This window comes from Acinetobacter sp. ASP199, assembly GCF_022700675.1.
Taxonomy (GTDB): domain Bacteria; phylum Pseudomonadota; class Gammaproteobacteria; order Pseudomonadales; family Moraxellaceae; genus Acinetobacter.
This window is the reverse complement of sequence record NZ_CP062182.1, coordinates 94,880-108,967: the sequence shown is the minus strand read 5'-3', so window position 1 is coordinate 108,967 and position 14,088 is coordinate 94,880. Positions and strand designations below refer to the sequence as shown.

The following is a 14,088-nucleotide window of genomic DNA, read 5'->3' as shown; positions in this document are numbered from 1 at the left end:
GGTCTTCCCATAACATTAAATAAAATGCTTTATTGCGCTTGAGTAAAACGTTGTATTTGTGCCAATAATTCAGCTTCAGTAAAAGCCCCGGTCAAACGCAATCCACGAATTTCCTGCTGCTGATCATTCAAGAATAGATATGTCGGCGGACCCAGAATTTCCCACCGATTTAACAGTGTTTGATGGGTTGCATCATAATGGCTGAGATCCAGTTTGATCAGAAAATACGGTGCCAAAGCCTGCTGTACCTGAGCTGATTTTAGAACCCGATGCTCAATTGGCTGACAGGCTACACACCAATCGGCATAGACATCGACAATAATCCGCTGCCCTTTTGGCACTGTAGCCAGTAACTGTTCAAAATCTTTAGAGCTTGCTGCTACATGCCAGCTCGCCTGTTGCTGAGCCATTTCAATAAAAAAGCGCTGACTGTGCTGATACTGGCTATAGATCATATACGGTACTGCGCTTAGCAGACAGATAATATACAACCATCGCAGTCCAGTATTTTTCCAGAACAGCCGTGCCAATATATACGCCACAAAGCTTAAGCCCAGCCCAAGAGAGAGCCACTGTAGTACTGCTTCTGAAATCAGTGGGCGGATAAAATACAATGCCAGCGCCAGCATAATAAAGGCAAACAGCACCTTTACCTGATTCATCCAATGCCCAGCTCTCGGCAATATGCGTGAACCGAGGACACTGGCAATTAGCAAAGGTGTTCCCATCCCAAAGCCTAAGGTAAAGAGTAGCAAAGCACCCTGCCACTGACTTTGAGTTTGAGAAATAAACAGTAATGCACCTGCCAATGGCGCTGTCATACAGGGACCCACCAACAGTGCTGATACCATCCCCATAATACTGGCACTGACCAGCGTTCCGCCTTGTTGCATAGCTTGAACCTGATCCAGTCGATGTACCAAGCGTTGTGGCAACTTGATTTCAAACAGGCCAAACAGATTAAGCGCAAAAGCCACGAACAATAAGCTAAAGGCAATTAACGTAACGGGTTGCTGTAACCAGCGCTGGAAATTCAGTCCGGCAGAGGATGCAATCAAACCCAGTACTGCATAGACCATAGCCATACTGGTGACAAAGCACAAGGCAACCGCCCAAGCCTGTAGTCCGCGTCGATCCCGCACAATCAACGAGGTCAAGATCGGTAACATTGGCAAGGAGCAAGGCGTGAAAGCCAGCAGCATACCTAAGCCAAAAAACAGCAACAGGCCATAGCCTAATGAACTTTCTGCCAGTTGTTCAGACCATTTCTGGTCTTTGGCAGCAAAGCTGGAGTCACTAGCCGTATTATTTACCGGGGTATCAGCTTTATTAAATCCAGAACTATTATCCAGAATACTGTTTTGCTGGTCTGAAGAATTGCTCAGATCAAGCAGCCGTTTAGAACCAGTTCCTGTAGGCTGATACTGCACCAAGCCGGACAGATCAGTTTTAAATTCGATACTTTGTGGCGGATAGCAGAGCCGGTCTTTAGCACAACCTTGCCAGGTCACCTGATAGGTTTGCGAGACTTGAGTCGGAATATTGAACTGTAATTGTTGATAGTAAACTTGGGTCTGACCGTAGTTATCATCATGCAGGTCTTCAGCGGGTGGCAAATCCAGTTGCAGCGTTCGTCCATTTTGCTGAACTTCCACCATATGCTGATAGATATAATAGTTATCTGGAATTTCCCAGCTCAGTTCCGCCTGCTGCGGGCTGCTAGACACCACTGTAAATGGAAAAGCCTGCTCAGGCGACAATAAAGGCGCTTCCGCCTGTACCTGTACTGCACCACTCAGTAGCAGGCTCCCGAAAAGGATTCGGGAGCCAGATCTACTCCAGTCTTTCAGTTTTTCGGCATCCATGACGATTGGTTAAAACTCCTAGAACAGGAAAGCTACACCCAGGCCTGAAGTATAACTCTTATCCGAACCATTCAGGTCCACTCCTACACTGGCATCCAGCTGAACACGGTCATTCAGGGCATACATTACACCTGTACCCAGCCCATATTCATAATCTTGGCTTTCCGCCTTGCGATAGACAAATTCTGAGAAGCCGGACAATTTATCGGTGATTTTATATTCCAGTGTTGGTACGGCCTGGATTGCCCATTGGTCATCCTGCCATTCATAACGCATGGTGATCGAAGTATTGACCAGATCATTATATTGATAAGCCACGGCTGAACTGAAACTATAAATGTCTTCTTCATTACTAAAGCCTTGATTACCCGTCGCAATCAGTGCTTCAGCCAGTAAAGCCATCGACAGACGTTCATCATCCAGATTAATCGCTTTTTTCAAACCAACACTAACATCACCTAGACCATCATCTTCACGAGAAGTGCCATCTTCTTTTACTTTAGACCAGCTTGGACCACCCCAACCCAATTGTAATTCCAGGCTATCGCTTAGACCTGTACGTAACAACATATCCGCATTGAGTCGTGTAGTCTTTTGATTATCTAGCTCTTCATAAGTTAATGAAGGTAAGCCTTGCTCCCAAGCCAACTGCCCTACTGGTACCGTAGTCGTGCTAAACCCTGTGCCCGGACGGTCAAAAGCGAAATCTGCAGCAAATACCTGCACGCTCGCACTTGCCAGTGCCACAAAACCCAATGTCTTCAATGTTGTCATAGATTGCTACTCTTTCTTTTTAAGTCTTAACCGAGTTCTTTGGACATCTTCGCGCCACGGCTACGCAGCAGTTCCAGCGTCTGCTTTTCTTCTTCCAGTGCTTCTGCCCAGTTGACTTCATCAAAATCACAGTCAAAGAACAGATCACAGATTGAAGATAGAATCGTCAGGCCGTCTTCATCTCGGGTATTCGGATCGACATTTTCATCCAGTAAACGTTGCACAGCCGGTACACAGGCAGCACTTGCTGCATCCCAAAGTGGACCATAAATTTCTTCAGCATCCCATAAATGCAGATTCACTTTGGCTGCAATCAGTGTATCCAGAATATCAAGATGCACTTGAAGCTTCTGTTGTTTTTCCTCATTAGATAGAATATTGCCCGCTTCATAAGCCTCGCAGACTTCTTCCCACCATTTGAACAGACCATCTGACCAGACAGAAATGACCGGACCTTTTTCCATATCAATAAAATTCGGATTGAGTCCATCTTCCAGGAGCTTTTTCACCTGATTCAGGTCTAGTTCTTCGAGTGCTTGCACAAAAAGCTGTTGTTGCGCAGTTAACATGATGGAGCTCACTTCAATTCGTTTTCGACTATTATGCCGAATAAAGCAGGATTTGTTTTATTCTCATTCGTTTATTTTATCTAAAATTGAAAAAAGCCCCGTAGGGCCTTTTTCATCTGTAAAACTTTTTATTCTTCGACATCGGTAACCGTTTCTTCTTCGGCAAGTTTTAGCGGATTACCACGCACATTGTCTTTTTTCTCAATCACATGTTCCAGACTGCGTTTTAAACGGTCGATAGCACCACGAATTGCGGTATCAATATTATGACCATGATGGTTTACCACAATTGGCTTCAAGCCAGCAGGACGTGCTTCGATCATGCAGCGAATATCATCATCACCACCTTTTGCGGCATTTTCATCGCTAAGATGCACTGAGAAATGGGTAATACGCTCACTATGGCGCTGGAATTCCTGATTTAATTCGGTACGAACGTAAGTAATTAGGCGATCACTATTGCGAATATTTTTATCGGTACGGAGTTCAATGTTCATAAAATACCATCCTCAAATCATTTTAACTTTTTTAGTGCAGATTTTTTATCTTGGCACATTTGTAGCTTACTGTTTTGTATTGCATTTCACTTCTTCAAATCGTTTTGGATTAACCCTCCACATTGAATGATGAACACATTTTTGAGTCTGCAGAACCGTGTCCTTATACTTTGAATATCGGTCCTCTCTTAAAAATATGCAAGTGATATTTTGATTTTTTTAGCAAAAGGACAATCGATAGTGACAACTGCTTACTTACGAGGAAAGCAATTGATTGAAACGACGCAAAAGAAGGAATATTCACGCGATTTGTCAGCTATCACGGCAAACCACCATCTGCCCAACGCCCAAATGCTGCCCGGATCGCAGTACAGTTTGTTTTGAATTACGAGGAAGTTGGGGAAAATCATGTGAACATGGTGATAGCGGTTCCGAGCAGCTCCTGTCCGAAATCGTTAGTGCTGCCCGTTTTCCAGCAATACACCGCTCCATGGATTCGATGTATAAATATGGCTCACGTACTGGCTTGTTGCTTCAGAACAGACTGCAGACAGTCATCATTAAGCGACTGATTTTTGAAACTTTGCGCTATTGAAATATGAGACATTCCTGTTAATCGTCAATTTTTACTTTATTTTTACTTATTAATCTGTATGCTTTATCTGCTTTCTTGGGGGAGAGATTTTAATGAAACTTAAACAAATCGCTGCACTTTGTGCGCTATCTTCTACTGCGGCTTTGACTCAGGCAGCACCTATCTGGCAAGACTTCAGTCTTTCTGGTCTATACGGCGAAAGCTATAAATCACCATTTGCTACTGGCAATGAAAAGCTTGACCAAACCACGATTACTGCCGAATATGCGGCAGGTCTTAAGTATGGTGATTTCTTTGCTTTTGCAGACCGTTCTAACAATGATCCAGAAGGTAATGCAACCTATTTCGAAGTTGCACCACGTTTAAGCTTAGGTGCCATTTCAGGTCAAAAACTTGAAGCTGGTCCAATTAAAGATGTTCTAATTTCTACTACTTGGGAAGGTGGTTCAAACTTTAACAACTACTTATACGGTATTGGCTTTGCATTAAATATTCCTTATACCAGCTATGCAAATATCAACTTCTACAAAGTAGATAATGATAAAGCCGTACAGCAAGATGATTATCAAATGACCATCACTTATGCAGTGCCGTTCAAGATTGGTTCTGAAGAATTCCTTGCCGATGCATTCTTGGATTGGTCAACTGCTGAAGATGATCATAAAAGTGAACTTAACTGGACTTCACAATATAAATGGAATGTCGGTAAACATATTTCTCCAGAAACTAAGTTATATGTAGGTATCGAACATTCTGTTTGGAATAACAAATACGGTAGCGACATTGACCAACACGATGTAAGTGCGCTTGTGAAGTACCACTTCTAAGATTGCCTTCATTGAAAAAGCAGAACTCCGGTTCTGCTTTTTTTATTCTTTTATAAAATTGATCAGCAGGTACTACCATGAGCCAGACCCAGATCCGTCCAGCCAATAAAAATGACCTTGAGAGTATCCGTGAAATCTATAATCAGGAGGTCCTGAATGGTAGTGCCACCTGGAACCATACCGCGATGGCAATATCAGAGATACAGACCTGGTTTGAAGCACTTTAAGAACAAAACCATCCGGTGCTGATTGCAGAACATCAACCTACAGGCAAAGTGATTGGCTATGCCAACTATGACCAGTTCCGTAGTATTCAGGGCTTTTATAAAACAATTGAGCATTCAGTCTTTTTAGATTCTGACTATATCGGTCAAGGGATAGGAAAACAGTTGCTATTACGCTTGATGGAAATTGCCAAAAGTCAGGGTATGCATATTATGGTGGCTGCAATTGACTCGGAAAATGCAGCTTCAATTCATTTGCATCAAAAATTAGGTTTTATCCAAACGGGCTAACTGCCGCAGGTTGGAGAAAAGTTTAGTCAATGGCATGACCTGATCTTGCTTCAGCTTAATCTGGATCAAAATTAACTTGGATTTTTGTATATTAAACACAGACTACAATAAGAAAATACAAACATAAAAAAGGGCTTGTGCCCTTCTGCTGATCAATCACTGTTATGATTTTATGTGCTTATTATCATTAATTTTCATGCATTTTTGGCCCAAAGAATTGTTAATAATATTGCTAATAATGCATTTCACAATATGTAGACCCTGGAACGTCATCCGAATGGTTCAAAAGGCGTAAATTATGGTGCAGGCACATGGCATCACCCCTTACTAACATTAGAAAGCCCAAGTAACTTTGCCGTGGTGGATCGCATTGGTGAGGGTCATAATTGTGATGTGTTTCAGTTCCCAGCACCTATCCACATTTCCTCACAGGATTAAACATTTTTTAATTGTGGTCACGGTCTAAGCCGACTATGTTGAAAGTGGCATAGATGAGATTGGGCACTACCATGAATAAAGTGATTTTAAGTTTGAGTCTGTTGGCGTGCAGCACAGGTGCATGGGCCGATCTAAGCTATCAAGAAGAATTACGTCTTGAGTGTGCCAAAGTCAAAAATTATGCTGCTTCAGGTAAAAAAATTTACGATCAACAACAATATCAAAAAGCCATCAATGCATTTAAGCAGCAAGCCGCTTGGGCTGCTTTTTGTCAATTTAACCATGAGGAAAGCGGAGTTTCTTTTTCTCCGCAAGCCATTAGTACCGCATTTAATAATGTTGGTCTGAGTTATGCAAAACTTGGGCAAAATGGCTGGGCACGTGCTTGGTTTTCAGTTTTCCCTGACATGAAAAGCAGTCAATTTAATTTAAAGCAGCTTCCTGTACCAAAGCCGTCTACAAACTTGGTTGGAGAATATGTCAGTTATGCAGGGTTTGGCGCATGGAACACCATTACGGTCAAACAGCAGAAAAATGCTTATTACATTGAATTTAATGGTCTATATATGGGACCACGTAGTTTAATTTATGGTCCCAATATGGGAGAGTTTGAAACCCATATGCCACGACAAAGCAAGCGAGCGTTATATCGTTTAGAAGACTGTAAAATTGAGTTGAAATTTGGTTTTGATGTAAAACAAGGGCAATACATCCAAGTTGATGAAACTAAAAATACCCACTGTGGTTTTGGACATAATGTTTCATCAAGTGGGGTTTATTTAAGAGTAATGAATTGATGCAAGAATTCAATAAAAATGAATATTTAGAACTAAAAACTTTATTAGGAAATTTACCGATTATATATGCAATTTTCTCAGGCTTATCCGTTCTATATTTTGTAGGCTATTACACTAAATTTGATGCTTTATGGCTTTTAAAAGATTTATCTATATCAACTTTGATAATTTATACATCCTATCAAATGATTGGATTTACTTTTGGAGCTTTACTAGCAATTCAAAACATTCATGGCCGAATGATAGTAAAAAAATCGATCTCTATAACAACATTATTATTTAGTACTTCAGTCATTTTCGGAATAAGCGCAATTATTGTTGGGATAAGCTATTGGTTGAACTTGATTAATCCGCAAGTAATAGTTTTTATCATTCTGTATTGTTTAGCATACATCTTAAGTTATAGTTTCTACTTAGCTTTAAAGATGCATGATGATTTTTTTAAAAGAATTACTCTTGTCCAAATAGTTTTACTTACAGGTATATCATATTATTTATGTGGAACTTTTAACGCTGTCCTTAAAATTAAAACAAATGATTTTTATCAAATTTATACCAACAATAATTTTGATGGCTTTTATATGCTAGAGAAACAGAATGAACATGTAATTGCTTTTAAAGAAAATAAAGATACGAATAAACTTGAGTTTAAGATATTGAAAACCGAAGAAGTTAACCTATTACGAAAAACAAATTAAAGCCCTAACGGGCTTTAATTTTTTGTATATTAAATCGCCACTAACTCCCGAATTCCCTTCTCAGGCATTTCACTACCTACACCTTGTGCCACAACTTGCCCACGTGCCATCACTGTATAACCATCGGCAAGTTCTTCAGCAAAATCATAGAACTGTTCAACCAACACAATCGCCATCTCACCACCATCGGCAAGTTTACGAATGACGCGACCAATATCTTTAATGATTGAGGGCTGAATCCCCTCAGTCGGCTCATCCAAAATCAGTACCCGAGGCTCGGAAGCCAAGGCACGAGCGATGGCAAGTTGCTGCTGCTGACCACCTGACAAATCTCCCCCACGGCGATGCTTCATTTCATCTAGCACAGGGAAAATTTCATACAGATGCTCAGGCACTTTACGGGTTTTCGCGCCTTTAAACTTTGCCATACCAATCAGGATGTTTTCTTCTACTGTCAGCGTTGAGAAGATATCACGACCTTGTGGTACATAAGCCAAGCCCTCACGGACACGCTGTTCTGGACTCAGTTTGGAAATGTCTTTACCATCGAGTAGAATCTGCCCCGACTTAACCGGTAAAATCCCCATCAAACACTTGAGCAGTGTAGTTTTACCTACACCATTACGCCCAAGCACCACCGAACATTTACCAACAGGCGCAGTAAAGGACACATCACGCAAAATATGACTGCCCCCATAAAACTGATTGACGTCTTTGACTTCTAACATCGCGGTCTCCTTAACGTCCTAAATACTTTTCAATGACATCTTCATTGGCTTGCACTTCTGCCAATGTGCCTTCTGCCAAAATTGCACCCTGCGCGAGTACCGTGACTTTTTCACTGATGGTGTCAATAAAGCTCATGTCATGTTCAACCACCACCAAAGTGTGGTTCTTTTTCAGCTCTAGACACAGCTCAGCAGTACGCTCCGTTTCTGCATCGGTCATGCCTGCCACAGGTTCATCGAGTAAAATCAGTTTTGGACGTTGCATCAGCAGCATGCCAATCTCAAGCCACTGCTTTTGACCATGTGACAACAGCCCCGCAGGTTTGGAAATAAACTCTTTTAAACGAATTTGCTCCAAAGATTCATCCAACGCATTTTGCGCATCGGGGCCGAGTTTGCTAAAGAAGCTCTTTTGCACGCGCTTGTCTTTTGGGACAGCTAGTAGCAAATTTTCCATCACAGTGAAATTTTCAAACACCGTTGGTTTTTGGAACTTACGCCCAATCCCCGCTTCGGCAATTTCTTCTGTGCTCATTTTGGCTAAATCATAATTTTGACCAAAAAATGCGGAGCCTTCAGTTGGACGCGTTTTGCCTGTAATCACATCCATCAGCGTGGTTTTACCCGCCCCATTTGGCCCGATGATGCAACGCAATTCCCCTTCATTGATATATAAAGACAAATCATTTAAAGCACGGAACGAATCAAACCAAACACTGACTTTTTCTAAATACAGCGCGATCCCATGACTAAAATCTGCACCTTGTTCTTTAGGACGACCATAGCTTTCGGCCACATGACCGCCATGAGGCTGTGTTAATTCGCTCATTCACTGCGCTCCTTTTTAAAACGGTCAAACAAACCAATAATGCCTTTCGGTAGGAAAATGGTCACCACAATGAACAGTGCCCCTAAAATCAACAGCCATGCTTCAGGATATGCCGAGGTGAAATAGGTTTTCACACCGTTAATGACACCTGCACCAATCAATGGACCAATTAAAGTGCCACGACCACCGGCTGCTACCCAAACTGCCATTTCAATCGAGTTGACAGGGTTCATTTCACTTGGGTTGATAATGCCTGCTTGCGGCACATACAATGCCCCTGCAATACCTGCAATCACTGCAGAAAGTACCCATGCAGACAGCTTGTACCACAGCGTACGGTAGCCCAAATACTGCAAGCGGTTTTCACTGTCACGAATTGCCCCGAGTACACGACCATATGGTTTGTTCATTAAATGGCGTAAACCGACAAAACAAAGCAACAGCACTACTGCCGTGATAAAGCACAGCGTTGCGCGCATCGAAGCAGATGTAATGTCCATACCCAAAATGGTTTTAAAACCGGTAAAGCCATTGTTACCGCCAAAACCCGTTTCATTGCGAAAGAACAATAGTGCTGCGGCAAAGGTCATCGCTTGGGTAATGATGGAGAAATACACGCCTTTAATTTTGGAACGGAAGGCAAAGAAGCCAAAGATAAAAGCGATAATGCCGGGAACCAAAACCACCAATGCCAATGCCCACAGGAAATGTTCAGTACCTACCCAGAACCATGGCAGTTCCGTCCAGCTTAGGAAGCGCATAAAATCCGGTAAGCCATCGCCTGCAGACTGACGCATCAGGTACATACCAAAGGCATAACCGCCGAGCGCAAAGTACAAACCATGCCCAAGACTTAAAATACCGGCATAGCCCCAGACCAAATCCAGTGCTAAAGCGACCAAAGCCAAGCACATGATTTTACCAATGAGCGTGACCCAATAAGCCGACAAATGAAGCGGTGACTCGACTGGCAACAAATGCAACCATGGCAGAATCATCAGGATTGCGAAGCACACTGCAATCGCAATACCGCTATAAGGTTTATCAGATAATAAATGTGTGATCTTCATTGCTTACTCCACAAAACGGCCTTTGATCGCAAACAAACCTTGTGGGCGTTTTTGAATAAACAGAATCACCAGCACCAACAGAATAATTTTTGCCAGTACCGCCCCCATACCAATTTCCAATGCTGTGCCACTGATGCCTAGACCGAGTGCTGCGAGGACTGCACCCCACACTTGACCAACACCACCAACCACTACAACCAAAAAGGCATCGATAATATAGTTTTGACCTAAGTCAGGACCGACGTTACCAATTTGTGCTAAGGCACAACCTGCAAGACCTGCTAAACCTGAACCTAGACCAAAGGCCATCATGTCGATACGACTTGAACGAATGCCCACCGCACGTGCCATCTGACGGTTTTGCGTCACAGCACGAACAAATAAGCCAAAACGGGTTTTATTGAGTAGATAAACCAACAGCAGTAGTACTGCGACGGTAAAGACAATGATGGCAATACGGTTATACGGCAGCATGAGGCTTGGGGTAATTGCGACACCACCCGACAGCCATGAAATATTCGAGACTTCAACGTTCTGTGCACCAAAGATCATGCGCACGACTTGCATCAAAATAAGGCTGACACCAAAAGTTGCAAGTAAGGTTTCTAATTGACGTCCATACAGCGGGCGAATCACCGTCCGCTCAATCAACATCCCAATCAGCGCACTGACCATAAACGCAGCTGGAATCGCAGCAATTAAGTACCAATCGACATAGCTACCCAAATAACTTTTGAACAGGCTTTGCACCACATAAGTGGTATAAGCACCAATCATGATCAGCTCACCATGTGCCATGTTAATCACACCGAGCAAACCGTAAGTAATCGCAAGACCCAATGCAGCCAGCAGTAAAATACTGGCAGTACTCAACCCTGAAAATAAATGCCCCGTCCATTCACTGGCTTGAATACGCGTTTTAATATCGCTTTTCGCCTCAAGCAAGGCAGCTTTTAAATCGGGATGTAAATGAGGCTGTTCAAGCTCTTGTTGTACCAATGCAAAGACATCTGGACGGTTTGAATCCTTCAAGACCTGCATGGCTTGAATTTTCGTTAATACATCTTCGCTTTGATAATCTAAACGTGCTTTGAGTTGTGCAAGACGTGCTTTTACTTTGTTATTTTTTTCATTTAAATACAGGGCATTAATCTGTTGTAAATTTAGTTCTGATAAGTTCTTTTCATAAATGTCGATGGCTTCAAGACGTTGCTTAGCCTCATCTGAGCTGAGTTTACGCTGTGCAAGTGCAAAATTCAGTGCTTTATTTAAAGTATTGACCAAGGTCACTTGTGACACATCCGATGGCCAATCTGCCACTTCTTCTAGGGCAGGATAAGACAGTAATTTTTCATCACTTTCTAAAATATACGTACGACCGCTCGTATCACTATACAGCTGATTTTGTTCCACATAATCAGCCAGTGCATCCAGTTGTTCTAAACTACCCGGCCATTGATTGAGCAAGACCCGACGCCCAGCAAAGTCGGATTGAACAAATTGTTGGATGGGATCGAGTTGTGTGGCCGCTTGTTCCATTGGAGATGCATTGGATTCAAACGCATGCACCATTTGCAGACAAAATATTTGAGAAAAAATGAGAAAAATAGTGGCGATATTCAAGCGAATATTCATAGATGACACCCCTATTGAGTTCTAAAGTCCCCTTTTAGGGAAACAAATTCAAAAAAAAGCCTGCTGCCTGAGCAGCAGGCATATTGAAACGAAATACTTATTTAGGAATGTACGGGCTCCAAGGCTCGGCTTGGATGGTCTCAGGAGTTTTATAAACTACGTCAAACTGACCGTCAGCGCGGATTTGACCAATCATGACAGGCTTATGTAAATGATGATTTGAAGCATCCATTTTTAAGGTATAACCCGATGGTGCTTTAAACTCTTGACCTGCTATCGCTTCACGCACTTTATCAACATCTGTCGTACCCGCTTTTTCAACGGCTTGCTTCCACATGTTGATACCGACATAAGTTGCTTCCATTGGATCGTTGGTCACCAACTTGTCTGCATTTGGCAATTTATATTCAACTGCGTATTGCTTCATTTTGTTGGTAAATTCAGTATTGACTGGATTCTTCACAGACATGAAGTAGTTCCATGATGCCAAATGACCTACCAATGGCTTAGTGTCGATACCGCGAAGTTCTTCTTCACCCACCGAGAACGCCATGACTGGAATATCAGATGCTTTAATGCCTTGGTTACCTAATTCACGATAGAACGGTACGTTTGAATCGCCATTGATGGTCGAAATCACAGCGGTTTTCTTCCCTGCCGCGAACTTCTTCACATTCGATACAATCGTTTGATAGTTGCTGTGACCAAATGGTGTGTACTCTTCCATAATATCCGCATCGGCAACGCCTTTAGACTTTAAGAACGCACGTAAAATTTGGTTGGTAGTTCGTGGATAAACATAGTCTGTACCCAACAGCACAAAGCGTTCTGCTTTACCGCCCTCTTCGCTCATGAGGTATTCAACCGCAGGAATGGCTTGTTGGTTGGGCGCAGCACCGGTATAGAAAATGTTTTTCGACTGTTCTTGACCTTCATATTGCACGGGATAGAACAACAGACCATTCAGCTCTTCCACCACAGGTAATACAGATTTACGCGAAACAGATGTCCATGCACCAAAAATGACAGCAACTTTGTCTTGAGTAATCAATTGACGCGCTTGTTCAGCAAACAATGGCCAATCCGATGCAGGATCGACCACCACAGGTTCCAGCTTTTTACCTAACACACCGCCATTGTCATTAATTTCTTTAATGGCCATTAAAGCCGTGTCTTTGAGTGATGTCTCAGAAATCGCCATGGTGCCTGACAACGAATGCAGGATGCCGACTTTAATGACGTCACCGCTCGTTGCCGCTGGTTTGGCTTCTGATGCGACTTCGGTTTTTTCTGCCGACTTTGAACACCCAGTTAATACAACAGCCCCCGCCACTGTGGCAGCTAAAATACTTTTTGAAAATATATTGCGTTGGAACATCGTTTATTTCTCCAAACTTTATCAAGCATTTTTAGAATGCAATTTTTGTAAACACTCGATTGAACAATTCAATTTCTGTGCCAAGCTTTGGAAAAATAAAAATAAATGAATCTCCCTGTCTAACAATTGGTATTACGAATCAAAGATTTAGTCACACTCAACAGGTTGCACAATATGAATAGATCAAACCAAAGCAAGCAACTCCAACAGATCAACAACCATGAGCGACTCTAAAAATGTCTTTGCACCAAAATGAAAGCGCTCAAAAAAAGCGCACTCTAAGGAAAGGAAAATGCACTTTTTCTTGGCATAAAAAAACCCGCATTTGCGGGCTTTAAAAAGGTTTATCTACGACATAGACCAATAACCTATATTGAGGCTGTTTATAATTTCACCATGCTGAGCTTCATAGTCTCGATCCGAGGAAATCCACATGAGATAAGCTTTTACCGCTTGTCGCTGTGCTGAATTCAAAAGATGGAACTGTTGCATCTGTTCAGTCGGCCTACACAAATAAAAAGTCAGATGAAAGAGCCATTCACCACGCAGATCAGCAATCAGAAAAGCAGGCAAATGAAAACGCATACCTTCGGCATCAAAGAAACTCAAACTGCTGTGGCAGTCTTTTAAATCCTGAATAGGAATTTTGGACCAGTTTGATTTTTCATCGCGCTCACGCAAAGCCAGACATTCTTCTGAACTTTTATAATCATCCATGCCTTGTGCTTACCATAAGCCAATGCCATCATCAAGAGTGACATCAGCAAATGCATTTTCAATTTGCGTCTGAATATCCTTCATCATCTGCCATAAACAGAGCGTTTCTTCAGCATCGGCAATAGTCTTGCGATCATAGCCATACTGCTTCATTTG

At 42.3% G+C, this 14,088-nt stretch carries 14 protein-coding genes and 3 pseudogenes; 6 read left to right on the top strand and 11 right to left on the bottom strand.

Features of this window, described 5'->3' with window-relative positions; genetic code table 11:
* Nucleotides 1-29: 29 nt before the first annotated feature.
* The 4 genes from dsbD to IHE35_RS00510 all read right to left on the bottom strand — a co-directional run bounded on the left by dsbD (nt 30) and on the right by IHE35_RS00510 (nt 3,705).
* Entirely contained in the window at nt 30-1,865 is a 1,836-nt protein-coding gene (gene dsbD / locus IHE35_RS00525) for a protein-disulfide reductase DsbD (protein WP_242788436.1), read from the bottom strand.
* Nucleotides 1,866-1,883: 18 nt separating this feature from the next.
* Nucleotides 1,884-2,639: a transporter gene (locus tag IHE35_RS00520; protein ID WP_242788435.1), complete on the bottom strand. Its 756-nt coding sequence runs from the start codon at nt 2,637-2,639 to the stop codon at nt 1,884-1,886.
* A 26-nt stretch (nt 2,640-2,665) separates the two neighbouring features.
* Nucleotides 2,666-3,208 (bottom strand): ankyrin repeat domain-containing protein, encoded by a 543-nt coding sequence (locus IHE35_RS00515; RefSeq protein WP_242788434.1) that lies wholly within the window; start codon nt 3,206-3,208, stop codon nt 2,666-2,668.
* 128 nt (nt 3,209-3,336) lie between these two features.
* Nucleotides 3,337-3,705, bottom strand: coding sequence for an HPF/RaiA family ribosome-associated protein (locus IHE35_RS00510; protein ID WP_242788433.1), 369 nt, complete (start codon nt 3,703-3,705; stop codon nt 3,337-3,339).
* A 240-nt stretch (nt 3,706-3,945) separates the two neighbouring features.
* Here IHE35_RS00510 and IHE35_RS00505 point away from each other — a divergent pair.
* From IHE35_RS00505 to IHE35_RS00480, 6 genes and pseudogenes are all read left to right on the top strand, one after another.
* Nucleotides 3,946-4,231, top strand: a pseudogene (locus IHE35_RS00505) (allantoinase); the annotation flags it as partial.
* Nucleotides 4,232-4,392: 161 nt separating this feature from the next.
* The gene (locus tag IHE35_RS00500) at nt 4,393-5,127 is read left to right on the top strand and encodes an outer membrane protein OmpK (RefSeq protein WP_242788432.1); all 735 of its coding nucleotides are present in this window, start codon (nt 4,393-4,395) and stop codon (nt 5,125-5,127) included.
* Between the two features lie 77 nt (nt 5,128-5,204).
* Nucleotides 5,205-5,717, top strand: a pseudogene (locus IHE35_RS00495) (N-acetyltransferase family protein).
* A gap of 201 nt (nt 5,718-5,918) precedes the next feature.
* Nucleotides 5,919-6,080 (top strand): annotated as a pseudogene (locus tag IHE35_RS00490) (ureidoglycolate lyase); the annotation flags it as partial.
* A 71-nt stretch (nt 6,081-6,151) separates the two neighbouring features.
* Nucleotides 6,152-6,877 carry a hypothetical protein gene (locus tag IHE35_RS00485; protein WP_242788431.1) on the top strand — a complete coding sequence of 242 codons (726 nt, stop codon included), beginning with the start codon at nt 6,152-6,154 and terminating at the stop codon, nt 6,875-6,877.
* Entirely contained in the window at nt 6,877-7,575 is a 699-nt protein-coding gene (locus tag IHE35_RS00480; RefSeq protein WP_242788430.1) for a hypothetical protein, read from the top strand. Before IHE35_RS00485 ends, IHE35_RS00480 begins: the two co-directional genes overlap by 1 nt.
* Nucleotides 7,576-7,604: 29 nt before the next feature.
* Here the strand turns inward: IHE35_RS00480 and urtE are convergent, their stop codons facing one another.
* The 7 genes from urtE to IHE35_RS00445 form a co-directional block, all read right to left on the bottom strand.
* Nucleotides 7,605-8,303, bottom strand: a complete 699-nt coding sequence (urtE, locus tag IHE35_RS00475) for an urea ABC transporter ATP-binding subunit UrtE (protein ID WP_242788429.1) — start codon at nt 8,301-8,303, stop codon at nt 7,605-7,607.
* A gap of 10 nt (nt 8,304-8,313) precedes the next feature.
* Nucleotides 8,314-9,132, bottom strand: a complete 819-nt coding sequence (gene urtD, locus IHE35_RS00470; RefSeq protein ID WP_242788428.1) for an urea ABC transporter ATP-binding protein UrtD — start codon at nt 9,130-9,132, stop codon at nt 8,314-8,316.
* Nucleotides 9,129-10,202: an urea ABC transporter permease subunit UrtC gene (urtC, locus tag IHE35_RS00465; RefSeq protein WP_242788427.1), complete on the bottom strand. Its 1,074-nt coding sequence runs from the start codon at nt 10,200-10,202 to the stop codon at nt 9,129-9,131. Before urtC ends, urtD begins: the two co-directional genes overlap by 4 nt.
* 3 nt (nt 10,203-10,205) lie before the next feature.
* Nucleotides 10,206-11,837, bottom strand: a complete 1,632-nt coding sequence (urtB, locus tag IHE35_RS00460; RefSeq protein ID WP_242788426.1) for an urea ABC transporter permease subunit UrtB — start codon at nt 11,835-11,837, stop codon at nt 10,206-10,208.
* Nucleotides 11,838-11,934: 97 nt separating this feature from the next.
* Nucleotides 11,935-13,215 (bottom strand): urea ABC transporter substrate-binding protein, encoded by a 1,281-nt coding sequence (gene urtA / locus IHE35_RS00455; protein WP_242788425.1) that lies wholly within the window; start codon nt 13,213-13,215, stop codon nt 11,935-11,937.
* Between the two features lie 348 nt (nt 13,216-13,563).
* The gene (locus IHE35_RS00450; protein WP_242788424.1) at nt 13,564-13,932 is read right to left on the bottom strand and encodes a DUF6714 family protein; all 369 of its coding nucleotides are present in this window, start codon (nt 13,930-13,932) and stop codon (nt 13,564-13,566) included.
* A gap of 9 nt (nt 13,933-13,941) precedes the next feature.
* On the bottom strand, nt 13,942-14,085 hold the full coding sequence (locus tag IHE35_RS00445; RefSeq protein ID WP_242788423.1) for a hypothetical protein: 144 nt from the start codon (nt 14,083-14,085) through the stop codon (nt 13,942-13,944).
* Between the last annotated feature and the right edge of the window lie 3 nt (nt 14,086-14,088).